At 62.0% G+C, this 26,092-nt stretch carries 21 protein-coding genes and 2 tRNA genes; 17 read left to right on the top strand and 6 right to left on the bottom strand.

Features of this window, described 5'->3' with window-relative positions; translation table 11 throughout:
* Positions 1-76: 76 nt before the first annotated feature.
* Entirely contained in the window at positions 77-637 is a 561-nt protein-coding gene (locus tag QWY74_RS02020; RefSeq protein ID WP_264823754.1) for an NUDIX hydrolase, read from the top strand.
* An 18-nt stretch (positions 638-655) separates the two neighbouring features.
* On the opposite strand, the gene QWY74_RS02025 is transcribed toward QWY74_RS02020, so the two are convergent.
* Positions 656-967: a YqfO family protein gene (locus QWY74_RS02025; protein ID WP_141317673.1), complete on the bottom strand. Its 312-nt coding sequence runs from the start codon at positions 965-967 to the stop codon at positions 656-658.
* Positions 968-1,076: 109 nt separating this feature from the next.
* On the opposite strand from QWY74_RS02025, the gene QWY74_RS02030 reads away from it, so the two are divergent.
* On the top strand, positions 1,077-1,922 hold the full coding sequence (locus QWY74_RS02030) for a fructosamine kinase family protein (RefSeq protein WP_264823753.1): 846 nt from the start codon (positions 1,077-1,079) through the stop codon (positions 1,920-1,922).
* A 41-nt stretch (positions 1,923-1,963) separates the two neighbouring features.
* Here the strand turns inward: QWY74_RS02030 and QWY74_RS02035 are convergent, their stop codons facing one another.
* Complete coding sequence (locus tag QWY74_RS02035) at positions 1,964-2,344, bottom strand: alpha/beta fold hydrolase (RefSeq protein WP_264823752.1); 381 nt, start codon at positions 2,342-2,344, stop codon at positions 1,964-1,966.
* A 184-nt stretch (positions 2,345-2,528) separates the two neighbouring features.
* Between QWY74_RS02035 and QWY74_RS02040 the strand changes: the two genes are divergently transcribed.
* The 4 genes from QWY74_RS02040 (at position 2,529) to QWY74_RS02055 (ending at position 9,526) form a co-directional block, all read left to right on the top strand.
* The gene (locus QWY74_RS02040) at positions 2,529-3,986 is read left to right on the top strand and encodes a TolC family outer membrane protein (RefSeq protein WP_264823751.1); all 1,458 of its coding nucleotides are present in this window, start codon (positions 2,529-2,531) and stop codon (positions 3,984-3,986) included.
* Positions 3,987-4,086: 100 nt separating this feature from the next.
* Complete coding sequence (locus QWY74_RS02045) at positions 4,087-5,373, top strand: efflux RND transporter periplasmic adaptor subunit (protein WP_264823750.1); 1,287 nt, start codon at positions 4,087-4,089, stop codon at positions 5,371-5,373.
* Positions 5,370-8,555: an efflux RND transporter permease subunit gene (locus tag QWY74_RS02050; RefSeq protein WP_290313668.1), complete on the top strand. Its 3,186-nt coding sequence runs from the start codon at positions 5,370-5,372 to the stop codon at positions 8,553-8,555. The genes QWY74_RS02045 and QWY74_RS02050 overlap by 4 nt, the downstream gene beginning before the upstream one ends.
* A gap of 266 nt (positions 8,556-8,821) precedes the next feature.
* Positions 8,822-9,526 carry a hypothetical protein gene (locus QWY74_RS02055; RefSeq protein ID WP_264823748.1) on the top strand — a complete coding sequence of 235 codons (705 nt, stop codon included), beginning with the start codon at positions 8,822-8,824 and terminating at the stop codon, positions 9,524-9,526.
* Here the strand turns inward: QWY74_RS02055 and QWY74_RS02060 are convergent.
* On the bottom strand, positions 9,518-10,138 hold the full coding sequence (locus QWY74_RS02060; protein ID WP_264823747.1) for a TetR family transcriptional regulator: 621 nt from the start codon (positions 10,136-10,138) through the stop codon (positions 9,518-9,520). The genes QWY74_RS02055 and QWY74_RS02060 overlap by 9 nt on opposite strands.
* Before the next feature lie 144 nt (positions 10,139-10,282).
* On the opposite strand from QWY74_RS02060, the gene QWY74_RS02065 reads away from it, so the two are divergent.
* Complete coding sequence (locus QWY74_RS02065) at positions 10,283-11,314, top strand: succinylglutamate desuccinylase/aspartoacylase family protein (RefSeq protein ID WP_264823746.1); 1,032 nt, start codon at positions 10,283-10,285, stop codon at positions 11,312-11,314.
* Between the two features lie 9 nt (positions 11,315-11,323).
* Here the strand turns inward: QWY74_RS02065 and dusA are convergent, their stop codons facing one another.
* Positions 11,324-12,322, bottom strand: a complete 999-nt coding sequence (dusA, locus tag QWY74_RS02070) for a tRNA dihydrouridine(20/20a) synthase DusA (protein ID WP_264823745.1) — start codon at positions 12,320-12,322, stop codon at positions 11,324-11,326.
* A gap of 175 nt (positions 12,323-12,497) precedes the next feature.
* On the opposite strand from dusA, the gene QWY74_RS02075 reads away from it, so the two are divergent.
* The 4 genes from QWY74_RS02075 to QWY74_RS02090 all read left to right on the top strand — a co-directional run bounded on the left by QWY74_RS02075 (position 12,498) and on the right by QWY74_RS02090 (position 14,974).
* On the top strand, positions 12,498-13,046 hold the full coding sequence (locus QWY74_RS02075) for a hypothetical protein (protein WP_264823744.1): 549 nt from the start codon (positions 12,498-12,500) through the stop codon (positions 13,044-13,046).
* 123 nt (positions 13,047-13,169) lie between these two features.
* On the top strand, positions 13,170-14,648 hold the full coding sequence (gltX, locus tag QWY74_RS02080) for a glutamate--tRNA ligase (protein ID WP_290313669.1): 1,479 nt from the start codon (positions 13,170-13,172) through the stop codon (positions 14,646-14,648).
* Positions 14,649-14,799: 151 nt separating this feature from the next.
* A tRNA-Ala gene (locus QWY74_RS02085) sits at positions 14,800-14,875 on the top strand.
* Positions 14,876-14,898: 23 nt separating this feature from the next.
* Positions 14,899-14,974 (top strand) — tRNA-Glu (locus tag QWY74_RS02090).
* A gap of 431 nt (positions 14,975-15,405) precedes the next feature.
* Here QWY74_RS02090 and QWY74_RS02095 read toward each other — a convergent pair.
* Together QWY74_RS02095 and gltA are read right to left on the bottom strand one after the other, a co-directional pair.
* A complete protein-coding gene (locus QWY74_RS02095; protein WP_264823742.1) occupies positions 15,406-16,296 on the bottom strand; it encodes an NAD(P)-dependent oxidoreductase in 891 nt (296 codons plus the stop codon).
* Between the two features lie 106 nt (positions 16,297-16,402).
* Positions 16,403-17,689, bottom strand: a complete 1,287-nt coding sequence (gene gltA / locus QWY74_RS02100) for a citrate synthase (protein ID WP_264823741.1) — start codon at positions 17,687-17,689, stop codon at positions 16,403-16,405.
* A 451-nt stretch (positions 17,690-18,140) separates the two neighbouring features.
* Here gltA and sdhC point away from each other — a divergent pair, with 451 nt between their 5' ends.
* The 6 genes from sdhC to odhB all read left to right on the top strand — a co-directional run bounded on the left by sdhC (position 18,141) and on the right by odhB (position 26,048).
* Entirely contained in the window at positions 18,141-18,518 is a 378-nt protein-coding gene (gene sdhC / locus QWY74_RS02105) for a succinate dehydrogenase, cytochrome b556 subunit (protein WP_264823740.1), read from the top strand.
* Positions 18,512-18,859 (top strand): succinate dehydrogenase, hydrophobic membrane anchor protein, encoded by a 348-nt coding sequence (sdhD, locus tag QWY74_RS02110; protein WP_264823739.1) that lies wholly within the window; start codon positions 18,512-18,514, stop codon positions 18,857-18,859. Before sdhC ends, sdhD begins: the two co-directional genes overlap by 7 nt.
* 3 nt (positions 18,860-18,862) lie before the next feature.
* The gene (gene sdhA / locus QWY74_RS02115; protein ID WP_264823738.1) at positions 18,863-20,635 is read left to right on the top strand and encodes a succinate dehydrogenase flavoprotein subunit; all 1,773 of its coding nucleotides are present in this window, start codon (positions 18,863-18,865) and stop codon (positions 20,633-20,635) included.
* Between the two features lie 12 nt (positions 20,636-20,647).
* Complete coding sequence (locus QWY74_RS02120) at positions 20,648-21,358, top strand: succinate dehydrogenase iron-sulfur subunit (protein ID WP_264823737.1); 711 nt, start codon at positions 20,648-20,650, stop codon at positions 21,356-21,358.
* A 216-nt stretch (positions 21,359-21,574) separates the two neighbouring features.
* Entirely contained in the window at positions 21,575-24,406 is a 2,832-nt protein-coding gene (locus tag QWY74_RS02125; RefSeq protein WP_264823736.1) for a 2-oxoglutarate dehydrogenase E1 component, read from the top strand.
* Between the two features lie 40 nt (positions 24,407-24,446).
* Positions 24,447-26,048, top strand: coding sequence for a 2-oxoglutarate dehydrogenase complex dihydrolipoyllysine-residue succinyltransferase (gene odhB / locus QWY74_RS02130; RefSeq protein ID WP_264823735.1), 1,602 nt, complete (start codon positions 24,447-24,449; stop codon positions 26,046-26,048).
* The last annotated feature ends 44 nt before the right edge of the window (positions 26,049-26,092 follow it).

A 26,092-nucleotide genomic window follows, 5' to 3' on the forward strand; every position in this document is an offset into this window, starting at 1 on the left:
GATCCCTTTTACCCAGCCGTCCAAGGCGGCGTCAAGTTCGGGCCGACGCCTAGCGAACGGCTCGTCAGGGAGTACCATGAATTTTTGTAGCCATTGTGGCCAGCCGGTCCGCTTAGCGGTCCCTGAAGGCGATGACCGACCGCGCTATCTGTGCGATGCCTGTGGCAGTATTCATTATCAGAACCCACGCATCATTGCTGGCACCCTGCCGGTGCGTGGCTCGCAGATCCTCCTGTGCCGACGTGCCATCGCGCCCCGCAAGGGCTACTGGACCCTGCCGGCGGGCTTCATGGAGAACGCCGAGACCACCCAGCAGGCGGCGGCCCGGGAAACCCAGGAGGAGGCCTGTGCGGACGTGTCTCTGCAGGGACTTTATACCCTGATTGACCTGCCGCACATCAACCAGGTCTACATGATCTTCCTGGCCGATCTCGCGGGCGGCTTCGCTGCCGGAGCGGAAAGCCTCGAGGTTGCGCTGTTCGAGGAACACGAGATCCCCTGGGATGAACTGGCCTTCCCGACGATCGAGCGCACGCTGCGCCACTTCTACATGGATCGCCACGCGGACCAGGGGTTTCCCCTGCACCAGAGCGATATCACTCCCGAGGATCGCGAGCGTTACTTCGGCTCGGCATGACCACCGGGGCGCGGGCGCCTAGATCGCTTCCAGGCGCCACACATCGAAGGCGGGCTCCTCGTAAGGGTGAGCCTGACGCAGCGCCGCCACGGCATCATGGATCAGGGCATCATCACACACCAGTTCGACCTTGAGTTCGCTGACGGTCTCCAGGTCGCCGACCCGGCCGATGTGCGGGTCGGCGCCGGACAGTGGCCGAAACTGTCCACTACCGGGTGTCTCGAAGCAGCAGGCCTCGTAGTCGCCGATGCGCCCGGCGCCGGTGGCGAATACCGCTTCCTTGACCCCTTCGGCATCCTCCCGGGGGACAAAAAACGCCAGCTTGTACATGGCAGCTTCACCTCTCGTGTGTCGTGGATTCGATGGCTGGCTCTGATTGTCGGATGTCGCCGTGGCGACTGTCATCCCGTTTTCCCACCAGACGCCAAGGAGTGAGATCATGAAAACCCCGTTACGCGAGATGCTGGCATCCCTGGCACTGGTGCCGCGAGGCGAGCCGCACCCGCTGGGTGGAGGCGACAGCGCCTCGGTGGCCTGGCTGGATACCCGCCAGGGGCCGGTGATCATCAAGCGCGATGATGCCGAGCGTTTGTCCGGCGAAGCCGAGGGACTGCGGGCGCTGCGCGAGTCGGCAACCCGGCTGGTGGTGCCCGAGGTGCTCGGTGAAGGCGAGGGCTGGCTGATCATGGAGGCGCTGGAGCAGGCAGGTGCCGGGCAGCGTGACGAGGCCGCCCTGGGGGAGGGGCTGCGCGACCTGCATGCGTCGAGCGGTGCCGCCCATGGCTGGCATCGCGACAATGCCTGCGGCTTGACGCCCCAGCCCAACCAGCCGCTGACGGACGGCCGTGCCTTTCAGCGTGAGCGACGCCTGCTGCCGCTGGCGCAGGCCTGTCATGATAGGGGACTGCTGGATGGCAAGCTGAGGGCGCGACTGGAAGGCGTGGCCCGGGATCTGGACACCTGGTTGCCGCCGTCGCCGCCCAGCCTGGTGCATGGCGACCTGTGGTCGGGCAATGTGCTCTTCACCGCGCGTGGCCCGGCGATCATCGACCCGGCGGTCTATCGGCATTACCCCGAGGTCGATCTGGCCATGCTGACCCTGTTCGGCGCCCCCGGAAAGGCCTTCTTCAGCTCCTATTGGGACGGCCGCGAGCCGGACGACTGGCCGCGCCGCGAAGCGCTATTCCAGCTCTACCCTCTGCTCAACCATCTGCTGCTGTTCGGTGGCGCCTATCGCCGCGGCGTGGAGCGGGCGCTGGTTCGCGTGGAGCAGCCAGCACCCTAGTTCTCGGTACCGGACATTTCCCGCAGGACGTCTGCAGCTTGTCAACGCAATGACCGGCCGAAGCGTAGCCAGCGTTTCCACCAGGACAGGCGCTTGCGGAAGCGGTAGGGCGGTGCGTCGATTTCCTCGGCGGGTTTCGTCAGGAAGGCCCGGACCGGATCCACGTGACTCGGCCGATCGAGCATGTGTGCATGGCCGCCTTCCGGGGCTTCGAGGCTGACCAGGCCGGGGCGAAGCTGGCGCATCTTGTCTATACTCTCAGCGCTGAGCAGTGTCGATGACGCGCCGCGCACCACCATCACCGGGCAGCGCAGCGATTCCCAGACCTGCCACATGTCGCGGGGCGTATCATGGATGAACTGCTCACCGATGCGCGGATCATAGTGGTGGGTCCAGCTGCCGCCTGCGTGATCCACAACCACGCGCTTACCGGAAGTCCTGTGGTCAAGCGGCGGAGGGTGGGCATGGCCCCTCCGGGATATTCGATGAAATCCGCGCCTGAATCGCAAAATCTTCACTCGGCCTGTTTAGCCTGTCATGAAGTCGCGGCGGAAACATGCGACAATGTATGTAAATCTTTTTATGAATTGCCAAAGGACCCTGCCGATGATGCCTTCTCGTCCCGTGAAGCTGGCGTGCCGTGTTGCTCGTCCGGCGCGACGGACCCTGCTGTCCATGGTGGTCGCCTCCCTGATGGCTGGCCCGGCGTACGCCGCCGACCTGCTGACCATCACTCGTGATGCGCTGGACAACAATGCTGACCTCTCCGCGGCACGCGCCGACACCCAGGCGGTGGAAGCGGGACAGGATGTGCAGCAGGCGGATCTGCTGCCTCAGGTCAACGCCTCCGGCCAGGTGACCCACAACGAACAGTTCGACTCTCAAACGGCTGGTCAGCCGGGTGGCACCTCGGCCGGAGACGACCGTTTCAACAGTGCCCGTCTGTCGCTTGATGCGACCCAGGCCCTGTTTGACGCCGTCAACAGTGCCGAGGTGGAACGGGCTGAGCGGCAGGTTGATCAGCAGACCTATCAGCTGGCGGCGACCGAGCAACAGGTGCTCATCGATGTCGCCTCCGCCTATTTCGACATTCTGCGAGCCCACGAGATTCTCGAGGCCCGTCGGGCACAAGAGCGCGCCATCGGCCGCCAGCTCGAACAAGCGCGAGAGCAGTTCGATGTCGGCCTGATTGCCATCACCGAAGTCGAGGAGGCGCAGGCCAGTTATGATCAGTCGCGTGCCGAACGGATTGCCGCCGAAAGTGACCTGCAGGTGGCCTTCGAGGCGCTGGAGCGCCTGACCGGACAGCGCTACCAGAGCATCGAGTCGCTGGGCGAGAGTATGTCGGTGACACCGCCTCAGCCGGCCGTGCGGGATGCCTGGGTCGAGCGGGCTCTGGAGAACAATCCGCGCGTCCTGGCGCAAGAGGCCGGTGTGGCGGTGGCGCGCAGCACGGTGGATGTCTCGCAGGCCCAGCGTCTGCCGGTCGTGGAGGCCTTTGCCAATTATCAGCTGGCGGACAGCGACAATGATGCCCTGGATGGCCAGGACTCCTCTGCGCAGGTCGGCGTCAATCTCAGCATGCCGCTCTACACGGGGGGGCGTACCAGCGCCGCGATTCGTCGGAGCACCTATGAGCTAGAGTCCAGCCAGTACAATTTCGAGGCCCAGCGTCGGAATACGGTGCAGCAGGTGCGCTCGCTCTTTACCCAGGTCAGTAACAATGTGGCGACGGTGGAAGCTCGTTCGCAGGCCATCGTGTCCAACCGCAGCGCCCTGGAAGCTACGCGTGCCGGCTATGAGGTCGGCACCCGCAATATTGTCGATGTGCTCAATGCCGAACAGAGCCTCTATGATGCCATCGCCAACCATGCCGAAGCACGTTACGACTACGTCATCAACCTGTTGAACCTGCGCCAGCAGTCGGGAACGCTCGATGTCAGCGCCATCGAAGAGGTCAACGGCTGGCTGGACGAGAGTCGCAGTGTGAGCTTCACGCTGCCCGAGGAGGGGCGTTACGAGCAGGCACTGGACATCGGTGAAGCGCCTCGGCCACAGGGCTGAAGCAGGTGGTCGCTTTTACATACAAACACGAATGTATATTTTGCCTTCGCCAGTGTATAGTTGGCGTCGACTTTCGAATGGCTAAACGGGATAGCTAGGCATGAAAACGATGATTCACAGGGCGCGAGCGGGACTCCTGGGGCTCGCTTCGGGCCTGTTGCTGGTAGCCTGCGGTCAGGGGGAGGAGACGGCTCAGTCATCTCAGCAGAACGCCGCCGCCGAGGCACCCCCCAGGCCCATGCCGGTCCAGCAGATGGCGCGGCAGGATCTCCCGCTGGATAAATCCTACCCTTCCAAATTGCGAAGTGGTGAAGAGGTCACGCTGGTGGCCCGGGTCACCGGCTTTCTCGAGGAGCGTCGGTTCGAGCCCGGCGAGATGGTCGAAAAAGGGGAAAGCCTTTACGCCATCGAGCCGGACCTTTACCAGGCCACGGTGGCACAGCGTCGGGCCGACCTGGAAAGCGCCCGAGCCGAATTGGCTCGCGCCCAGAGCGATGCCCGACGTTATGAGCAGTTGCTCAGCCAGAATTCGGTGAGCCGTCAACAGTACGACCAGGCGTTGGCTGACCGTAACGTGGCGCGCGCCAGTGTGGCACAGGCCGAGGCCGCCCTGAGCAGTGCTCAGCTCGACCTGAACTACGCCGATGTGACCGCGCCGGTGAGTGGCCAGATCGGCCTCAGTCAGATCAATCTGGGCAACCTGGTCAGTCCCGGTACCGAGTTGGCGACCATTACTCCGCTGGACCCGCTGGAAGTGCGCTTCCAGATGCCTCAGGCGGATGCCCATGCCCTGCGTCAACAAGTCTCCGACCAGTCCCTGAAGGATATTGGGGCTTCGCTGTCGCTGCCGACCGGGACATCGGAGCAGACACTGAAGGGTCGCCTGAGCTTTCTCGGTACCCGCGTCGGCGAGGACACGGGGACCGTTCAGGCTGAGGCCAGCTTCGCCAACCCTGACGGTACCGCCCTGCCGGGGCAGTTTGCCCGGGTCAGCCTGGAGGGGGTCAAACGCTTCGATGTTCTGGCGGTGCCGGAAATCGCCGTGACCCAGGGCCTCATGGGCCCCCAGGTGTTCGTGCTCGACGACGACAATGTGGCGCGGTCGCGTACCGTTCAGCTGGGCGAGCTCGCCGGACCCTGGCAAATCCTGCGCGATGGCATCGAGCCGGGTGATCGAGTGGTGGTGGGTGACCCGGCCGGCCTGCAGCCCGGCACGTCCATCGACCCTCAGCCTTTCGATGGCGATGCTGAGGCCCTGATGGAAGAGCCGGAGTCGTCACGGGCTGGTGCTCAAGGACAGTCGGCTCAAGCTGACGCCACCTCTGGCGAGGGCCAGGCGAGATCCGGAGAACAGGGGTCTGCGCCGGCTGAAGAGGGTGGGCAATGAGTTTCTCCAGCTTCTTCATCAAGCGTCCGATCTTTGCCACTGTCCTGGCCATTATCCTGACCATTGTCGGCCTGATGAGCATGCGGGTGCTGCCCATCGAGCAGTATCCGAGTGTGGTACCGCCCACGGTGTCGGTTCAGGCCAGCTATCCGGGCGCCGATGCCGAGACCGTCTCTCAGACGGTGGCGGCGCCGCTGGCCGAGGCCATCAACGGGGTCGAGGACATGCTCTACATGACCTCGACCAGCTCCAGTCAGGGCGCCATGTCGTTGAATGTCTCCTTCGCCATCGGCTCGGATGGCGATATCAACACCATCAACGTCAATAACCGGGTGCAAGGCGCTCTTTCTCAGCTGCCCGAGGCGGTGCAGAGCCAGGGCGTGAAGGTCGAGCTGAGTTCCAGCTCGATTCTCATGCTGGTGTCGTTGATCTCGCCAGATGGCGACTACGGCAAGATCTACATGCAGAACTACGCCACGCTCAATATCCTCGACGAATTGCGTCAGGTGTCTGGCGTGGGCTCCGCCGAGGTACTGGGTGGCGGCGATTTCGCCATGCGGATCTGGATGGATCCGGACAAGCTGGCGGAATACGACCTGACGCCTGCCGAGGTGTCGCAGAAGATTCGGGCACAGAACACCGAAGTGCCGGCGGGGAGTCTGGCCGCCATGCCGCAGGAAGACCCGCGCGCCTATACCTATACGGTGACCGCCGGTGGCCGACTGACCAGCCCGGACGACTTTCGCGACATTCTGCTGCGGACCAATTCGGATGGCTCCTCTCTGCGTCTGGCGGATGTCGCGCGTGTCGAGCTGGGCGCATCGTCCTATGGGGTCGACGCCAAGCTGAATGGCGGCACCATGACCCCCATCATGATCAATCAGCAGCCCGGGGCCAATGCGCTGGAAACCGCCCGCGCGGTTGAGGCGGTCATGGATGACATGTCCGAGCGGTTCCCGCCGGGGCTCGAGTATGTCACTCCCTACGATACCACCCAGTTCATCAGTGCCTCGGTGGAAACGGTCTATCACACCTTCATAGAAGCCTTCCTGATCGTCGCCGTCATTCTGTTCATTTTCCTGCAGAACTGGCGCTTCACGGTGATTGCCATGTCGGTGGTGCCGGTCTCGGTACTGGCGACCTTCGCCGGCTTCTACATGTTCGGGTTCTCCATCAACCTGCTGACGCTGTTCGCCATGGTGTTATCGATTGGTATCGTGGTCGATGATGCCATCCTGGTGGTGGAGAACGTCGAACGGGTACTCGGCGAGGAGGAGGATATCACCGTCCTGCAGGCCACGGTGCGGGCCATGAAGGAGGTCGGCGGCCCGGTGATTGCCACCTCCCTGATCATGGCGGCGGTCTTTGTGCCGGTGGCCTTCCTGGGCGGTTTCAGTGGCCAGATCTATCAGCAGTTTGCCCTGACCGTCGCTGTCTCGGTGGCCTTCTCGGCGCTGATGGCGCTGACCTTCACGCCCGCTCTGTCTGCCATCTTCATCAAGCATGACCTGCACCGCAGGGAGACCGCCTTCGGGCGGGCCGTGCGCACGCCCCTGCGCCTCTTCGACCGTCTCTTTGCCGGCATCACCGCGGTTTACATGTGGGGCGTCAAGCTGCTGGTGCGCTTCTGGGGCCTGGCCCTGCTGTTGACGGTCTTGGTCGGGGCGGGCTCCTGGTGGATGTACCAGAGCACTCCCTCTTCTCTGGTGCCCTCCACGGATCAGGGGATTGCCCTTGCGGCGGTGCAGCTGCCGGATGCGGCCTCTCTGGAACGTACCGAGGCCTACATGCAGGAGTTGAGCGCGGCCATCGAGGAGCTGGATGCCGTCAAGTACTCCACAGCGGTGGCGGGCTACGACATGCTGACCAGCACGGTGAACACGGCCCGCGGCATCATCTTCATCAACATGGAGCCATGGAGCGAGCGCGAGATGGATGTGGAGGAGCTGGTCGGCAGGGTCATGCAGCTCGGTGCGCAAACCCCCGGTGGCTCAGCCAGGGCGTTCAACATGCCGCCGATTATCGGCTTGTCCACTACCGGCGGGTTTACCGGCTACCTGGAGTCCTACGAAGGCGCCTCCGCGGAGGAAATGTCTCAGGCATCCATGAAGCTCATGGGGGCGGCGGCAGAGCACCCGGCGCTGAATCAGGTGTTCACGACCTACAGCGCCAATGTGCCGTCCTACGAGGTCGAGCTCAATCGCCAGAAGGCGCTGAGCTATGGCGTTTCCATGGAGGCTCTGAACTCGACCCTGGGCACCACCCTGGGTAATGGATTCGTCAATTACTTCAGCTACCAGGGCCGCAACTTCCAGGTCTACCTACAGAATCAGGATGCCTTCCGCAAAACACCTGATGCCATCAATAGCATCTATGTTCGGGGAGGCGATGGCCAGCGGATTCCGATTTCCGAGTTCGCCACTATCGAGCGTCAAACCGCGCCTTCGGTGGTGACGCGTTTCGGTGTCTATCCTGGAGCTCAGTTCCAGGGCCAGCCGGCGCCTGGCTTCAGTTCCGGGCAGGCGATTCAGGCCATGGAACAGCTTGTTCAGGACGTCCTGGGCGATGGCTGGGGCATGGGCTGGACCGGCACGGCCTACCAAGAAAGTCAGGCTGGCAGCGCGGCGACTCTGGCTATTGTCTTCGGGCTACTGATGGTCTTTCTGATTCTGGCGGCCCAGTACGAGAGCTGGTCATTGCCACTGGCGGTCCTGACGGCCACTCCTTTTGCCTTCCTGGGTGGGATCGGCGGCATCGTCTTGCGCGGACTCGATACCAGTGTCTATGTGCAGATCGGCATGCTGGTGGTTGTCGGTCTGGCGGCTAAGAATGCCATCCTGATCGTCGAATTTGCCGAGTTGCAGCGGCGTGAGCAGGGCAAGTCGATTCGCGAGGCAGCGATCACCGCGGCCGAGCTTCGCTTCCGCCCGATCGTCATGACATCACTGGCGTTCATCTTCGGTACTCTGCCGCTGGCTCTAGCGACCGGCGCCAGTGCCACCAGCAGCCACCACATCGGCACTACGGTGGCGGTGGGCATGGCCTCGGTGGCCATCCTCGGCAGTCTCTTTGTGCCGAGCTTCTACGCCATGATCGCGGCCGTCACCAACTGGCTCAAGCGCAAGACCGGCAAGGCGGGTACCGGGAATAGCGAGACAGCGGTGCAGCAGGACGCACGCTGATCTGATATTTCCCGGATCTGTGGCGAACGGGCATCGCCCCCTCGGGGGCGGTGCCCGTTTTTTATTGAGGGGCGGCGACGCGCAGTGACTGGCGTCTAGAACGAAAGAGGGGGGTGATCACGGCACTGCATGGTCTATCCTGAATCTAGAGAAAGTTTTGCTGGCTAAGTAATCGGGCAGTGCCTCGGGCCGATGTCGGAACACCGCAATGTCTGTCCGAGAACGCGACCCAGAACCCGGGCCACACGACCCCAGGAGGACGCGCCATGAACACCCTGATTGAACAGGCATCAAGCTTTCCGCTGATTGTCTTCACGCTGCTGCTGGGCTTGCTTGCGTTGTACTGGCTGTTGGTGATGCTACGTCTGACGCCGACCGAGCTGTTCGAGCACGACAGTCTCAAGCAGGACCATCTGGCTAGCACCATGGTCGGGCTGGGCTTTGCCGGTGTCCCTGTCTCCATGGCACTCAGCGTACTGACCATCTTCGCCGGGCTGATCACGCTGGCCATCGAATGGTTGGTGTTGAGCCGGCTCTCGCTGGGATTCTTCCGCGTGCCGGCCGGGTTCGCCGTGCTATGGGCGGCGTTTGCCCTGGCCTCGCCGCTCGCCAGCGCCCTGTGTCGGCGCCTGCATGCCTGGTTACACCGCCACCCGACCCTCTCGCGTCGCTGCCTGCTAGGCGAGACAGTTCGTGTGGTGGACGTCACCGGGGACGGGGATGCGACGGCCGTGCTGGAGGATGACGAGGACCGTCAGGTGGTGTTGCAAGGCAAGGCGGGCAATCAGCCGGCCAGGGGCGAGCGGCGAGTGCTGGTCAAGTATCTGGGCAATGCCGACGCCTATCGCTCGGTGCTCGAGCAGGATTACCTGGATGCCCGCACACGGCTTGTGAAGCTGCGTCTCGCCGGGCGTGAGGGACGCCCCGATAGCGAACCCCCGGGCCGCAACGGTTCGTCGACCTCAGCTTGAGGGGGTGCCGCGACTGAACAGCCGCAGTTGCGTGTCGACCAGCTGGTTACCGCGCTCCTGCAGGGAAAATGCCTCGGTGTCACGCAGCCAGTCATGGTAGAGCCCACTCAGGGTTGTCTGGAGCAACTGCGTGGCTACCAGCGGATCGAGATCCTCGCGCAACAGTTGCTGGTCACGCGCCTCATCAAAATATCTCTGCAGGGCGCCCAGGCACTCCTCGGCCATCTCGGCCTGTATGGCCTGCGGGTCGATGTCATTGGAAAACTCACAGCGATGCAGCAGCGTGGCATGCACGCGCCGATGCTGGGGTTGCTCGAGTTGATGAAAGCCTCGCTGACACCCCAAGCGTATGGCATCGAGCGGTGATGCATCGGGGGCCGCCGACTCGGCCACTAGTTCCTCGAAGGGCATCCTGACCCTGTCCAGCACCGCCCGGAACAGGTCGCTCTTGTTGCGGAAGTGCCAGTAGACCGCACCGCGGGTCAGGCCGGCGTGACGAGCAATCTGTTCCAGTGAAGTGCAGGCAACGCCTTTCTCGAAGAAGACGGCCTCGGCGGCATCCAGCAACGCCACGCGGGTGGCCTCGGCTTCTGCCTTGGTACGTCTTGCCATAGAGGAACTCAACTTTGTGGTGGTGCCTTTCGCCATTCTACCCGAGGGGTGGGTGTTTTACATGCGTTGGTGCATGTCGCTCGTCTTCCGACGTCGCGCCGTGTATAACTGCCCTCTGGATTGTTTCATCAACAGGGAAAGACCATGGCGCGTGCCCCCTTTGAACTGGCCGATGTGAGTGTCTCCCCCGGAAGCCGTCAGCAGATTGATGTGCCGGTCGCCAAGTTATACACCCATGCCCCTTTGTACATCCCGGTCGAGGTGGTGCATGGCCGGAAACCAGGGCCTGTCATGCTGGTCTGCGGTGGCATACACGGCGATGAAATCAACGGCGTCGAGATCGTCAGGCGTCTGCTGGGCTCCCGGCAGTTGTCGCGCTTGAAGGGCACCTTGATCGCCGTGCCAATCGTCAACGTCTTCGGCTTCGTGCAGCACACTCGCTACCTGCCTGACCGACGTGACCTGAATCGCTGCTTCCCTGGCAGTGAGTCGGGGTCGCTGGGGGGGCGTGTGGCGGCGCTGTTTCGCGAGCAGATTGTCGATCAGGCGACGCACATCATCGACTTGCACACCGGAGCGATTCACCGCACCAATCTGCCGCAGATACGGGCCCAGTTGGCGACCAGCGAGGAGACCGAACGCATGGCCAATGCCTTCGGGGCGCCGGTCATCCTGAATGCCGAACTCCGCGAGGGCAGTCTTCGCCACTATGCGCAGAACCGTGGCACGCCGGTCCTGACCTACGAGGCTGGTGAGGCTCTGCGCTTCGATGAGTGGGCCATTACGCCCGGGGTACGTGGTGTGCTCAGGGTCATGCGGCGACTGGGCATGCTCAGCGGAAGCAAACGGCGTCGCGAGCCGCCGGCGGCGGAAATCGCCAATGGCTCGAGCTGGGCGAGGGCGCCAATCGACGGCATCCTGCGGCCCCAGGTGCGGCTTGGCGCGCGCGTGGCCAGAGGTCAGCAGCTGGGGCGTGTCGCCGATGCCTTTGGCAATGCCGAGGGTGAAGTGCGCTCCATGGCGGATGGCATCGTGATCGGCATGGGCCGTTTGCCGCTGGTCAATGAAGGCGAGGCGCTGTTTCACATTGCCCGATTCGACGAGATCGACGAGGCGGAGAGTGCCATCGAAACCTTTCAGTCCAGCCTCGAGCCACCTCCCGACTCGCTCTACTAACCCGGTGAGTCAGCCCGCCATGGCGGGCTGATCCTCGGCCACCAGGCCGAGTGCGTCATCCAGCACTGCAAGGCCGGCCCCCTCCCGGTGGGCGTTCTCCGAGAGGTGGCGGCGAAAGCGGCGTCCGCCGGGACATCCCTGGAACAGCCCCAGCAGGTGGCGTGTCAGGTGATTGAGCCGGGCCCCTTCCGCGAGTCGCTCGGCGATGTAGGGGCGCAGGGCGCGCGCCGCCGCATGGCGGCTGGTGGCGGGGTCCTCGGCGTTATACAGCCGCGAGTCCACCGACGACAGCAGCCAGGGGTTCTGATAGGCTTCGCGGCCGATCATGACGCTGTCGACCCGGTCCAGCTGTGCGCGACATTCCTCCAGGCCCTTGATACCGCCATTGATGCCGATGTGAAGCCCCGGATACTGGGCTTTCAGGCGATGCACCCGCGGATAGTTGAGCGGGGGCACATCGCGGTTTTCCTTGGGCGACAGGCCTTCCAGCCAGGCCTTGCGGGCATGCACGATGAAGGTCTCGCAGCCGGCTTCCGCGACCTGTTCCACGAACCGTGCCAGGTCGGCATCCTCGTCCTGGTCATCGATACCGATCCGACACTTCACGGTGACCGGAATCGAGACCTGAGCCTGCATGGCCTTGACCGCCGCGGCCACCTTGTCCGGGTGCGCCATCAGGCAGGCGCCGATGAGGTTGTTCTGCACCCGGTCGCTGGGACAACCGACATTGAGGTTGACCTCGTCGTACCCCCAGTGTTCGGCGATGGCCGCGCACTCGGCCAGCGCTCCGGCGTCGCTGCCACCGAGCTGCAGCGCCAGCGGATGCTCGACCGGGTCATGGCCCAGGAAGCGTTCGCGGGGCGAGCCATACAGGATGGCGCCCGTGGTCACCATCTCTGTGTACAGCAGGGCCCGCCTCGTCAGGGTCCGGGCGAATGCGCGGTAGTCGCGGGTCGTCCAGTCCATCATGGGTGCCACGGAGAAGGTTCGGTCGAGGGTGCTGGTCATGCGATTCGGCTACAGGAAGCGTGAGATATGGTCGTTATTCTATCACTCCGGGGCGGGCTTGCGAGAGTCGGTGGTGCTGCATCGGCATCAGGCCGCGGGATATTGGTTGAAGTGTGTCGGCAGGTGCGTGGCGGAATGATACGCTGAAGGCTCATCCTCGGTGCTGGGGGCACGCATGAAGAGATGGCAGCCAGTCGTGCTGAGCGTCGTGCTGTTGGTGGCGGGCTGTGGCAGTGATGATCAGCTAGACGATGATCGTCTGGGCGGAGTGGCGCAGCCGGATACCGAAGCGAAGGAGGCCAGTGCCGAAGAGGCGAACGCTTTGGCTCAGCCGGTGGAGTTCGATGTCTCGGTGCACCTCGATGAGACCAGCCGCCTGGTCATCGAGGTGGCGACCAATCTGCCCGAGGGGACTCGGCTGCGGATAATGGCCGACCGCAGTGCCAGCGGCGTCAGCTGGCGTGACAGCCAGGAGGTCGCGGACGGTGCCGTATCGGCCGGCCCCTTCGGTCCAGGCAGTGGCCTGCCCGAAGGAGACTACCGGATACGTGTGGTCATGCCGCCGGCCAGCGTGCAGCCGGCAGCGGTCCGGTCGCGCCTGGGAGACAAGGGGCAGCACCTGACCGGGGAATGGGTCGTCGAGTCCGAACATGGGCTGGGGCAGATCGTGGAAGCCGCCTGGCAGGTGCGCATCGAGCCCTCAGGGGTGAAATTCCTGCCCTGACATCCGCCTGCCTGTTGTCGGGGATTATCCGGGACAGGCTGCCGGTAGCAGGTGAGGTGCGTATAATGCCGGTGACTGCCCGGTGAGCGGGCTTCTTTTTTCATTGATCGGACCCAGGATGACATGACCGTACGTACTCGTATTGCGCCGTCTCCCACCGGAGATCCCCATGTGGGCACGGCCTATATTGCCCTGTTCAATCTGTGCTTCGCTCGGCAGCACGGAGGCCAGTTCATTCTTCGCATCGAGGACACGGATCGTCAGCGGTCCACCGCCGAATCCGAGCAGATGATTCTCGATTCGCTGCGTTGGCTGGGGCTCGAGTGGGACGAAGGACCGGATGTTGGGGGCCCTCATGGCCCTTATCGACAGAGTGAGCGCGGTGATATCTATGTCGAGTATGCCCGGCAGCTGGTGGAGTCGGGCCATGCGTTCAAGTGCTATCGCACCAGTGAAGAGCTGGATCAGCTGCGTGAAGAACGCAAGGCGGCGGGGCAGCATCTGGCTCTGAAACCCGATGACCTGGCGCTGCCTGCCGATGAAGTGGCACGCCGCGAGCAGGAAGGCTGGCCCCATGTGGTGCGCATGACGGTGCCCACCCAGGGTACTTGTGTGGTCAAGGATATGCTGCGCGGCTCCATCGAGGTCGACTGGGCCCAGGTGGACGCCCAGGTTCTGCTGAAGTCGGATGGCATGCCCACCTATCATCTGGCCAATGTGGTGGATGACCACCTGATGGGTATCACCCATGTATTGCGGGGCGAGGAGTGGATCAATTCCGCGCCCAAGCACCAGCTGCTCTATGAATACTTCGGCTGGCCGATGCCGACCATCTGTCACATGCCCCTGCTGCGCAATCCCGACAAGTCGAAGCTGTCAAAGCGCAAGAATCCGACGTCGATCAACTATTATCGGCGCATGGGTTATCTCCCGCAGGCCGTGGCGAACTACCTGGGGCGCATGGGCTGGTCGATGCCCGACGAGCGCGAGAAGTTCACCCTGGACGAGATGATGGCACATTTCGATATTCAGCGTGTGTCGCTTGGCGGGCCGGTTTTCGATCTGGAAAAACTGTCCTGGCTGAATGGCCTGTATATCCGCGAGGACCTGGATGACGATGCCTTGCTCGAGGCCCTGAAAGAGTGGGCCTTCAACGAAGCCTATGCGCGCCAGATTCTGCCCCAGGTTCGCCCCCGGGTGGAGACACTGTCGGAGGTCATGCCGCTGGCCGGGCACTTCTTCGCCGGAACGGTCAATGTGGACGAAACGAGCTTTGCCGGGGTGAAGCTGGAACGCGAGACGCTCGTCAAGCTGCTGCAGTTTCTGTCCTGGCGGTGCGAAACACTGCCTGCCTGGAACAAGGAAGCCCTGCTGGCCGAGGTCAAGGCTCTCTCCAGCCATTTCGAACTGAAGATGAAGGAGTTCCTGGCACCGGTTTTCATCGCCATCACCGGCTCTTCCACGAGTACCTCCGTGATGGACGCCATGGCGATCCTCGGCTCGGATGTCACCCGAGCCCGACTGCGCCACGCCATTAGCGTGCTGGGCGGCGTGTCCAAGAAACAGACAAAGCGCTTCGAGAAGGAGTACAGAGAGCTGTAATATGCGGCTGCGCCGCTTTGAGAAGGAAGAGCGGCGAGCCGCGCTGCGAAGAGGGAAGGGGTGTCGAGCTTTCTTCTTTCCTCTTTCTACTTAAAGTCTGTTGACGAATCCCACCTTGGTCAGTAGTATATGCTTCGTCTTCACGAGATATGGGGCCTTAGCTCAGCTGGGAGAGCGCAACACTGGCAGTGTTGAGGTCAGCGGTTCGAGCCCGCTAGGCTCCACCATCATCTCGATTCGAAGCCGGTGCGTCCCATTCGTCTAGTGGTCCAGGACACCGCCCTTTCACGGCGGTAACAGGGGTTCGAACCCCCTATGGGACGCCACTTTATTACCTCCCCAATGTATCCACGCTTAGCCAAGCCTGCCCTTGTCGGGGAGGCCGATTCGGCATGTTCCTCACTTGTGGATAGAAGTTTCCCGACCATGCTTCGAGAGCGTTTTCAAGGCTTGAAAAGCACTTTTTTGGCTTGACTTGTCCACTTCTTCTGTTCCGTGTCTTGTATCCCGCCATTGACATCGCGTGATCCCGCATGATGCCGGGGTTTTTAAGAAAAACTTTACGAATCAATGGTTTATATCGGGTTAAAAATTGACCAATCTGAGCGTGAGCCGCAGCTCATGGCGATTCAGGGACGTTTTGGAAAGGTTTTAAACAGGTTTATCCACAGAATGTGTGGAAAAGGGGGCGGAGGCCTTGCCGGGCTTGCCTGGAGACCAGGGCAAACCCCTGTTTCAGGCGCACCAGCCCCCTGGCTCACTGGTTTTTGAAAGACTGAAGGCGACGCAGTAGGGCAGAGGTATCCCAGCGTCCACCCCCCATGGTCTGCAGGTCGGCATAGAATTGATCGACCAGAGCGGTGACCGGCAATTTTGCCTGTAGCTGGCGAGCCTGATCGAGACAGATTCCCAGGTCCTTGCGCATCCAGTCGATGGCAAAACCGTGGTCGTAGTCACCCGCAATCATGGTCCGGTGGCGGTTCTCCATCTGCCAAGAGCCGGCCGCCCCCTGGGCGATGACCTCGACGACGCGGGCCTGATCCAGCCCGGCCTGTTCAGCAAAATGCAGTCCCTCGGACAGGCCCTGGACCAGTCCGGCGATGCAGATCTGATTGACCATCTTGGTCAACTGACCGCTACTGGCCGGGCCCATCAGGGTCACGGCACGGCCATAGTTTGCCAGCACCGGCCGGGCGCGCTGAAAGTCGCTTTCGGTACCGCCGCACATTACCGTCAGGGCGCCTTTCTCGGCGCCTTGCTGGCCGCCGGATACTGGCGCATCGAGAAAGCCGATTTCGCGCTCTCTACAGGCCTCATCGAGGCTCTCGGCGAGGCTGGCAGACGCCGTGGTATGGTCGATCAGCAGGCTGCCGGCTGACATGCCGTGCAAGGCGCCATCGGTTCCGGTGGTGACAGCTCTGACATCATCGTCATTGCCCACGCAAAGCAGCACCAGATCGGCGTTTTCGGCGGCTTCTCGAGGTGTTGGCTGCTGGCTGCCGCCGTATGCCGCTACCCAGGCATCGGCCTTGGCTGGTGTGCGATTGTAGACCTGGAGGTCGTGGCCGGCGCGGGCCAGGTGGCCCGCCATGGGGAAGCCCATGACACCGAGCCCGATAAAAGCGATGCGTTGGCAGGATTGGGTCACTGTATGCCTCCTGGCGTTGCCTGTAAGGGTGTTGGCGGGAAATAAACAAAAAAGGCCACCGTGGAAGGTGGCCTTGTCAAGGTGCGCGGTGTCAGTCTGGCGACACTCAGTTGCCGGGGTAGTCCCGCTTGTCGTGTCCCACGTAGAGCTGGCGCGGGCGGCCGATCTTGTAACTGTCGCTGATCATTTCATGCCAGTGAGAAATCCAGCCGATGGTTCGCGACACGGCAAAGATGACCGTGAACATGTTCTTCGGAATCCCCATGGCTTTGAGGATGATGCCCGAATAGAAGTCGACGTTCGGGTACAGCTTGCGTTCGATGAAGTATTCATCTTCCAGGGCGATCTGTTCAAGTCGCTTGGCGATGCGCAGCTGGGGGTCGTCGGAGCGCCCGAGCTGCTCCAGGACCTCGTCACAGGTTTCCTTCATGACCTTGGCGCGCGGGTCGAAGTTGCGATAGACACGGTGGCCGAAGCCCATCAGCTTGAAGGGGTCATCCTTGTCCTTGGCGCGATCGATGTAGCGCTGGATGTTGTCTTCGCTCTCATCGCCGATTTCGTCGAGCATGTTGAGCACAGCTTCGTTGGCCCCTCCGTGAGCCGGTCCCCAGAGGGCCGCGATACCGGCACTGATGCAGGCAAACGGGTTGGCGCCGGTGGAGCCCGCCAGACGAACCGTCGAGGTTGAGGCGTTCTGCTCGTGGTCGGCATGCAACATGAAGATGCGGTCCATGGCCTTGGCGTAGACCGGATTGATCTCATAGTCCTCACAGGGGTTGCTGAACATCATGTACAGGAAGTTCTCTGCGTAGTTCAGGTTGTTGCGAGGATAGTTGAAGGGTTGCCCGATGTTGTACTTGTAGGACATGGCCGCGATGGTGGGCATCTTGGCAATCAGGCGGATAGCGCTGACCTCGCGGTCCTCCTGTTTGGTGATGTCGAGATGATCATGATAGAAGGCGGCCAGGCCACCGACCACGCCACACAGGATCGACATCGGGTGGGCATCGCGGCGAAAGCCCTTGAAGAAGTTGGCGATCTGCTCATGCACCATGGTGTGTGAGGTGATGCGGTTGGCAAAGTCGGCGTACTCGGCATCGCTGGGCAGCTCACCGAACATCAACAGGTAGCTGAGTTCGACGAAATCCGAGTGTTCAGCCAGCTGGCCGATGGGATAGCCGCGATGCAGCAGCATGCCCTGGCCACCATCGATGTAGGTGATGGCGGACGAACAGGAGGAGGTCGCCATGAACCCGGGGTCGTAGGTGAAGAGGCCTTCCGCACCCAGGCCGCGCACATCGACCACGTCCGGGCCGCAAGTGCCGGAATGGATCGGCAGCTCGATCGGCTTGTCCAGACCCTCTACCGTCAAAGTTGCTTTCCTATCAGCCATGGAGGCCTCCTCTGCGTGTTCTTGATCGAGCCAGCAAGCCGCTATGTTGCCGAGCTTGTCAGCCAAAAGGTTTGCCCACTATAGAAGCGTCCTCGTGATTGTCAATTGGTCCATTGGAGTGCCGTGTTTGACAAAAACGCTGGAAATGTACGGTTCTTGTACATGAAATTGTGCTTCGCACCATACATGGCGGGGGCTGCAGCGACAGAGGCAGGCACAGGCCCTGTCATGGCGGGGGTAATGAATTTTTTCGCAATGCAGTGTCAGCATCCCTTACGGTGCCCGGCCGATTTGTCAGGGGTGGAGCATCACCTTATAATCTGTAACTGCGACTGGCAGGAAACGGCGATTGTGACCGCGTCGGTCTTGATTGCCCCTTCCCGAAACCACCGCCTGCTTCAAGGGCACGCCCGAATGCCCAGTGGCGGGCCAAGAGAGTGTGTATAGAGCCGTGAATAGCAAACGACCCGTAAACCTGGACCTGTCCACTATACAGTTCCCACTCCCCGCCTTGACGTCCATCGTGCACCGCATCACCGGCGTCATTCTTTTCATTGGATTGATTTTCGGCTTCTGGGCCTTGGATGCATCGCTTTCGTCACCAGAAGGCTTTGCTGCCGTGAAGGATGCACTGGCAGGCAACTTCCTGGCCAAGCTGATTGCCTGGGGACTGCTGTCGGCCCTGGCGTATCACTTCGTCGCCGGCATTAAGCATCTCTTGATGGATGTCGATATCGGCGTGACGCTCGAGGGCGGTATCAAAAAGGCGCAGATCACTGTTGTGGCCAGCGCTGTCCTGATCATTCTGGCGGGAGTCTGGGTATGGTAACCAATATCACGAATCTCGGACGCAGCGGGCTTTCCGACTGGCTTCTGCAGCGGGCCTCGGCCATCGTGCTGGCGCTCTATTCTCTGTTTCTTGTCGGCTATCTGCTGCTGAACCCAGGGCTGGATTACGCCACCTGGAGCGGGCTGTTCGCCCAGACCTGGATGCGCATCTTCTCCCTGCTGGCCTTCGTCTCGCTGGCTGCGCATGCCTGGGTAGGCCTGTGGACCGTGACCACTGACTACCTGAAGCCGACCGGTATCCGTGTCGCCACCCAGTTCATCATCATCCTAGCCATCTTTGTGTTCCTGGTCTGGGGCATCCAAGTTCTGTGGGGAGCCTGATTCATGTCCAACATGCGTAGTTTGACATTTGACGCCATCATCATCGGCGGCGGCGGTTCCGGCATGCGTGCCGCCCTGGAGCTTGCCAAGTCGGGCAAAAAGACCGCCGTGCTGACCAAGGTGTTTCCGACGCGCTCGCATACGGTGTCTGCCCAGGGCGGCATCACCTGCGCTATCGCATCTTCCGACCCGGATGACGACTGGCGCTGGCACATGTACGACACCGTCAAGGGCGGCGACTATATCACCGACCAGGAAGCCGCCGAGTACATGTGCTCCGAGGGCCCCAAGGCAGTCTTCGAGCTCGAGCACATGGGCCTGCCGTTTTCCCGCTTCGACAACGGCCGCATCTACCAGCGTCCGTTCGGCGGCCAGTCCAAGAACTTCGGCGAGGGCGGCCAGGCGGCCCGGACCTGCGCCGCGGCGGACCGCACTGGCCACGCCCTGTTGCACACGCTCTACCAAAACAACTTGAAGAACAATACCACCTTCCTCAACGAGTGGTACGCCATCGACCTGGTCAAGAACGCCAACGGTGACGTGGTGGGCTGCATTGCTATGGACATCGAGTCCGGCGAAGTGGTGCATATCAAGTCCAAGGCCACCGTGCTTGCCACCGGCGGCTCCGGCCGCATCTATGCCTCCACCACCAACGCCCTGATCAACACCGGGGACGGCATCGGCATGGCGCTGCGCGCCGGCTTCCCGATGCAGGACATGGAGATGTGGCAGTTCCACCCGACCGGCATCTACGGCGCGGGGACCCTGGTCACCGAGGGCTGCCGAGGCGAGGGTGGCTACCTGATCAACAAGGACGGCGAGCGCTTCATGGAGCGTTACGCGCCCAACGCCAAGGACCTGGCCGGCCGCGACGTGGTCGCCCGCTCCATGGTCATGGAGATCCTCGAGGGCCGCGGCTGCGGCGAGAAGGGCGATCATGTCTACCTCAAGCTGGATCACCTGGGCGAGGAAGTGCTCAGCAAGCGCCTCCCGGGCATCGTCGAGCTGTCCAAGACCTTCGCCCACGCCGACCCGGTCAAGGAGCCGATCCCGGTGGTTCCGACCTGCCACTACATGATGGGCGGCGTGCCGACCAACGTGCACGGCCAGGCGATCATGCAGGACGAGCAGGGCAACGATCGGATCGTCAACGGCCTGTTCGCCGTCGGCGAGGCGGCCTGCGTCTCGGTCCACGGCGCCAATCGTCTGGGCGGCAATTCGCTGCTCGACTTGGTGGTCTTCGGGCGCGCTGCCGGTATGTTCATCGAAAGTGCGCTCAATGAGGGTGTCGACTACCTCGAGGCCAGCCAGGATGACATCGATGCTGCCATGCAACGCATCAACCGCTGGAATGAGTCCTCGGACGGCGAGAGCGTACCCGAGCTCAAGCGGGCGCTGCAGGAGATCATGCAGAGCGATTTCGGTGTCTTCCGTGAGGAAGAAAACATGCAGAAGGGGGTTCAGCAACTTGCTGAATTGCGCGAGCGTATCGCCAATGCCTACCTGCCGGACAAGTCCAATGCCTTCAATACCGCACGGGTCGAGGCGCTCGAACTGGACAACCTGATGGAAGTGGCCGAGGCCACTGCCATTGCGGCACTGGACCGCAAGGAAAGTCGTGGTGCCCACTCGCGTTACGATTATCCGGATCGCGATGATGCCAACTGGCTGAAGCACTCCATGTACTTCCCGCTTGAGAAGCGTCTGGGGCAGCGAGATGTTAATTTCGCGCCCAAGTCTGTCGACATGTTCGAGCCGAAAGTTCGTACTTACTAAGGGGGAGTGACGATGTCCATGCTTCAGGTATCACTGTACCGCTATAATCCGGAAACCGACACCGCTCCGTACATGGAAGAGTTCCAGATCGACACCCAGGGCCGCGACATCATGGTGCTGGACGTTCTGCACATGGCTAAGGAACGGGACAGCAGCCTGGCCTTCCGGCGCAGCTGCCGCGAAGGGGTCTGCGGCTCCGATGGTATGAACATGAACGGCAAGAACGGCCTTGCCTGCATCACGCCGCTTTCTGAGGTGGTCAAGAAGGGCAAGCTGACGCTGCGCCCCTTGCCGGGGCTGCCGGTCATTCGCGATCTGGTGGTCGACATGGGGCTGTTCTACAAACAGTACGAGCGTATCCAGCCGTATCTGCAGAATGACACCCCGGCGCCGGCCATCGAGCGTCTGCAGTCACCGGAGGATCGTGACAAGCTCGACGGCCTCTACGAGTGCATTCTTTGTGCTTGCTGTTCCACCTCTTGCCCATCATTCTGGTGGAATCCGGAGAAGTTCGTCGGACCGGCCGGGCTCTTGCAGGCCTATCGGTTCCTGGCCGATTCACGCGACGAGGCGACTCGCGAGCGCCTCGCTGAACTGGAAGACCCGTTCAGCGTGTTCCGCTGCCGCGGCATCATGAACTGTGTCGCGGTGTGTCCTAAGGGGCTCAACCCGACGCGGGCGATCGGCAAGATCCGTGAAATGTTGCTGGCCAATGCCACTTAAACCGAGGCGTCCGGCTTGTTATCATGTCACCGGTACAGTGCCGCGACACGGTGTCGCAGCCCTTACCCGGTGATTCGTCGAAAGCCGGTGCCTTAGGCACCGGCTTTCGGCCATCGAAATCACGGGTGAGACCACCTTGGGTGGCCGCAACACGATGTCGTAATGGCTTGGCCGTGCGACGCTGATACCACCCCATCAGTGCAGGGTGACCGAGAGATGCAACAAGGCATTATGGAGTTGATGTGGCGCTCCTCTCACGTGACGGGCAGCAATGTGCATTACGTGGAAGCGCTCTACGAACAGTATCTGGATGATCCCAGCGCCGTTCCTGACGAGTGGCGAGAATACTTCGATACACTGCCCAGGCCCGACGGCAGTGCCACACAGGATGTTCCGCTGGCCCCAACACGTGAACAGTTCTATCAGCTGGGTCAGCAGCGGCGCACCGCCCGGGCGGCTTCGTCGGACAGCGGCGAAAACAAGAAGCAGGTCAAAGTCCTGCAATTGATCAATGCTTATCGGGTACGCGGCCATCAAAAGGCCGATATCGACCCGCTGGGACTGCGCAGCCCGACCCCGGTACCCGACCTCGATCTTTCCTTCCATCAGCTTTCCAAGGCGGATCTCGACACCGAGTTTCAGACCGGCTCCTTCTTCATGGGAGCTGACAAGGCACCGTTGAAGGAGATCGTCGAGGCACTGCAGCAGACCTACTGCCGCAGCATTGGCTGTGAAATCATGCACATCGTCGATACCGAAGAAAAACGCTGGCTTCAGCAGCGTTTCGAGTCGGTTCGCAGTGCTCCCAAGTTCAAAGAGGATGTTCGCAAGCATGTTCTGGAGCGTCTGACGGCCGCCGAGGGACTGGAGACCTATCTGGCATCCAAGTATCCGGGCACTAAGCGCTTCGGTCTGGAAGGGGGTGAATCCTTCATTCCCATGATGGATGAGCTGATTCAGCGCAGCGGCGGATACGGTACCAAGGAAGTGGTAATTGGTATGGCCCACCGCGGCCGACTCAATGTGCTGGTCAACATCCTCGGCAAGAACCCCTCCGAACTGATCGATGAATTCGATGGCAAGCGTGTTGTCGAGCGCGGCTCCGGCGACGTCAAGTACCACCAGGGCTTCAGCTCCAACGTCATGACACCGGGTGGCGAGGTTCACCTGGCGCTGTCGTTCAACCCGTCGCATCTAGAGATCGTCGCTCCCGTGGTCGAGGGCTCGGTACGCGCCCGCCAGGATCGTCGCCAGGACAGCGACGGTGGCAAGGTGCTGCCGATCAACGTACACGGAGATGCCGCTTTCGCCGGCCAGGGCGTGGTCATGGAGACCTTCCAGATGTCGCAGACCCGCGCCTACAAGACCGGCGGGACCGTGCACATTGTTATCAACAACCAGGTCGGTTTCACCACCTCTCATCCGCTGGACTCGCGCTCCACGGAGTACTGCACCGACATCGCTAAGATGGTTCAGGCGCCGATCTTCCACGTCAATGGTGATGATCCGGATGCCGTTCATCACGTCACCCAGGTGGCGCTCGACTATCGTCAGCAGTTCAAGAAGGACGTGGTCATCGATCTGGTCTGCTATCGTCGTCGCGGGCACAACGAGGCCGATGAGCCCTCGGGCACCCAGCCGATGATGTACAGCAAGATCAAAAATCATCCGTCCTCGCGTGCCCGTTATGCCGAGCGTCTGATCAGCGAGGGGGTGCTCTCCGAATCGGACGTCAAGCAGGTCTTCGAGACCTATCGCGATGACCTGGTGGCCGGCAACCATGTGGCCAACGCACTCGTCCAGGAGCCGAATACCGAGCTTTTCGTCGACTGGAAGCCCTATCTCGGCCATGAATGGTCGGGCTACACCGATACCAGTGTCGACATGAAGCGCCTGCAGCACCTGGCGTCTCGGATGTGCACCATCCCGGATGGTGTGGCCGTGCAGCGTCAGGTCAGCAAGATCTACGATGACCGCCGCAAGATGCAGGCGGGTGGCATGGCCGCCAACTGGGGCTTTGCCGAGACGCTGGCCTACGCCACCTTGCTCGATGAAGGGCATCCGGTGCGCCTAACGGGGCAGGACAGTGGCCGCGGGACCTTCTCGCATCGCCATGCCGTGGTCCACAATCAGAACGATGGCAGCATCTATGTGCCGCTTCAGCATCTGACCAAGGACCAGCCGGATTTCACCATCCATGACTCCTTCCTGTCGGAAGAAGCGGTGCTGGCCTTCGAGTATGGCTACTCGACCACCGCGCCCAATGATCTGGTGGTGTGGGAAGCTCAGTTCGGTGATTTCTTCAATGGTGCCCAGGTGGTGGTCGACCAGTTCATCTCCTCCGGCGAGACCAAGTGGGAGCGCCTCTGTGGTCTGACCATGCTGCTGCCGCATGGCTATGAAGGCCAGGGACCGGAGCACTCCTCGGCGCGCCTCGAACGCTTCCTGCAGCTGTGTGCCGAGCACAACATGCAGGTGTGCGTACCGACCACGCCGGCTCAGATCTTCCATCTGCTGCGTCGTCAGGTGATTCGCAAGCTGCGCAAGCCGCTGATCGTCATGTCACCCAAGAGCCTGCTGCGTCACAAGGACGCGACCTCCGACCTCGAAGAGCTGGCCCACGGGCACTTTCAGATGGTCGTGCCGGATCAGGGCAAGCGTGATGCCGACAAGGTCGAGCGTATCGTCCTCTGTGCCGGCAAGGTGTACTACGATCTGGCCAACTGGCGTGAGGAAAACGCACGGGATGACGTAGCCATTCTGCGTCTCGAGCAGCTCTATCCTTTCCCGGAAGCGGAGCTCTACGAGGCCATCAAGGATTACGCCAATGTCACCGACGTGGTCTGGTGCCAGGAAGAACCCTTGAATCAGGGTGCCTGGTATCCCAGCCAGCATCACATGCGGGTTGCCATCGAACGCCTCAAGTCGGGGCTGGGCGGGCGCCTGAAGTTTGCCGGTCGCCCGGCGTCCGCGGCACCTGCAGCGGGCTACATGTCCGTGCACACCGAACAGCAACGCCAGTTGGTGGACGACGCCTTCAATCTGTAAGGCCGACCACCGGGACGAGAGAGAACATAAAGGAAATTACATGGCTACCGAGATCAAGGCACCAACCTTTCCGGAATCCGTTGCTGAAGGCAGCGTGGCCGCCTGGCACAAGAAGCCCGGCGACAGCGTCGAGCGCGATGAACTCCTGGTCGAGATCGAGACTGACAAGGTCGTGCTCGAAGTTGTGGCGCAGGAAGCCGGAACCCTGGCCGAAGTGACTGTCGAAGAAGGCGATACCGTTGAGTCCGAGCAGGTGCTGGGACGCTTGGGTGAAGCCGAGGCGAGTGGTGACGGTGAAAGCGAGTCGCAGGATGCCGAGGACTCGGCCGAAGCCGACAGCGGCGGTGCGGGCGATGACAGTGGCGATGCCGAGCCGGCTGCCGGCGGCACCCAGCATGACGTCAAGGCCCCGACCTTCCCGGAATCCATCCAGGAAGGCACCGTGGCCAGCTGGGCCAAGCAGGTCGGTGAAGCGGTCAAGCGTGATGAAGTGCTGGCCGAGATCGAGACCGACAAGGTGGTGCTGGAAGTCGTGGCACCTGCCGATGGTGCCCTGAGCGAGATCAAGGCGGAAGAGGGCAGCCAGGTCGAGTCGGAAGCCATTCTGGCCGTTTTCACTGAAGGTGGTGCAGGCAAGTCCGCCAGCGCCGACAGCGGCCAGTCCGCCGAGGCCGAAAAGGGCGCTGACAAGGGCGACAGCGAGGACAAGGACGAAAAGGTCGGCGACAAAATCCTGGCGCCGGCAGCGCGCAAGCTGGTCGCCGAGCATGATCTTGACGCCAACAAGATCGAGGGCACCGGCAAGGGGGGGCGCGTGCTCAAGGAGGATGTTCAGAAAGCTGTCAAGGATGGTTCCGCCAAGAAGTCCGCCAAGGCCACCAAGTCCGCCGACAACAGTGGCGCCAAGGCCGCTGCAGCCGGCGCCCCGTCCGTCGAGGGTGAGCGCCCCGAGAAGCGCGTGCCGATGACCCGCTTGCGCCAGACCATCGCCAAGCGCCTGGTCGAGGCTCAGCAGACAGCCGCCATGCTGACCACCTACAACGAGGTGGACATGGGCGCGGTCATGGACCTGCGTGCCCAGTACAAGGACACCTTCCTCAAGGCCCACGACACCAAGCTCGGTTTCATGGGCTTCTTCGTCAAGGCGGCCTCCGAAGCGCTGAAGCGCTTCCCGGATGTCAATGCCTCCATCGATGGAACCGACATTGTCTATCACGGTTATCAGGATATCGGCGTTGCGGTGTCCACCGACCGTGGCCTGGTGGTTCCGGTGCTGCGTGATACCGACAGCATGAAGATTGCCGATGTCGAGAAGGGCATCGTCGATTTCGGCAAGCGGGCGCGTGACGGCAAGCTGGGCATCGACGAGATGCAGGGCGGCACCTTCACCATCACCAACGGCGGGATCTTCGGTTCGCTGTTGTCGACGCCGATCATCAACCCCCCGCAAACCGCGATCCTGGGCATGCACAAGATCCAGGAGCGTCCCATGGCGGTGAACGGCAAGGTCGAGGTGCGCCCCATGATGTACCTGGCCGTGTCCTACGATCACCGCATGATCGACGGCAAGGACGCGGTCCAGTTCCTGGTGACCATCAAGGAACTGCTCGAGGATCCGGCGCGTCTGCTGTTGGATGTCTGAGCCGCGGGATAACGAGTCTCTCAGCGAAGAGCAACCATAGGAGC

The sequence above is a fragment of the Halomonas almeriensis genome (genome assembly GCF_030409235.1).
Taxonomy (GTDB): domain Bacteria; phylum Pseudomonadota; class Gammaproteobacteria; order Pseudomonadales; family Halomonadaceae; genus Halomonas; species Halomonas almeriensis.

Coding starts and splice junctions, on each gene's coding strand:
- QWY74_RS02020 (WP_264823754.1), top strand. CDS start 77: ATGAATTTTTGTAGCCATTGTGGCCAGCCGGTCCGCTTAGCGGTCCCT.
- QWY74_RS02025 (WP_141317673.1), bottom strand. CDS start 967: ATGTACAAGCTGGCGTTTTTTGTCCCCCGGGAGGATGCCGAAGGGGTC.
- QWY74_RS02030 (WP_264823753.1), top strand. CDS start 1,077: ATGAAAACCCCGTTACGCGAGATGCTGGCATCCCTGGCACTGGTGCCG.
- QWY74_RS02040 (WP_264823751.1), top strand. CDS start 2,529: ATGATGCCTTCTCGTCCCGTGAAGCTGGCGTGCCGTGTTGCTCGTCCG.
- QWY74_RS02045 (WP_264823750.1), top strand. CDS start 4,087: ATGAAAACGATGATTCACAGGGCGCGAGCGGGACTCCTGGGGCTCGCT.
- QWY74_RS02050 (WP_290313668.1), top strand. CDS start 5,370: ATGAGTTTCTCCAGCTTCTTCATCAAGCGTCCGATCTTTGCCACTGTC.
- QWY74_RS02055 (WP_264823748.1), top strand. CDS start 8,822: ATGAACACCCTGATTGAACAGGCATCAAGCTTTCCGCTGATTGTCTTC.
- QWY74_RS02060 (WP_264823747.1), bottom strand. CDS start 10,138: ATGGCAAGACGTACCAAGGCAGAAGCCGAGGCCACCCGCGTGGCGTTG.
- QWY74_RS02065 (WP_264823746.1), top strand. CDS start 10,283: ATGGCGCGTGCCCCCTTTGAACTGGCCGATGTGAGTGTCTCCCCCGGA.
- dusA (WP_264823745.1), bottom strand. CDS start 12,322: ATGACCAGCACCCTCGACCGAACCTTCTCCGTGGCACCCATGATGGAC.
- QWY74_RS02075 (WP_264823744.1), top strand. CDS start 12,498: ATGAAGAGATGGCAGCCAGTCGTGCTGAGCGTCGTGCTGTTGGTGGCG.
- gltX (WP_290313669.1), top strand. CDS start 13,170: ATGACCGTACGTACTCGTATTGCGCCGTCTCCCACCGGAGATCCCCAT.
- gltA (WP_264823741.1), bottom strand. CDS start 17,689: ATGGCTGATAGGAAAGCAACTTTGACGGTAGAGGGTCTGGACAAGCCG.
- sdhD (WP_264823739.1), top strand. CDS start 18,512: ATGGTAACCAATATCACGAATCTCGGACGCAGCGGGCTTTCCGACTGG.
- sdhA (WP_264823738.1), top strand. CDS start 18,863: ATGTCCAACATGCGTAGTTTGACATTTGACGCCATCATCATCGGCGGC.
- QWY74_RS02120 (WP_264823737.1), top strand. CDS start 20,648: ATGTCCATGCTTCAGGTATCACTGTACCGCTATAATCCGGAAACCGAC.
- QWY74_RS02125 (WP_264823736.1), top strand. CDS start 21,575: ATGCAACAAGGCATTATGGAGTTGATGTGGCGCTCCTCTCACGTGACG.
- odhB (WP_264823735.1), top strand. CDS start 24,447: ATGGCTACCGAGATCAAGGCACCAACCTTTCCGGAATCCGTTGCTGAA.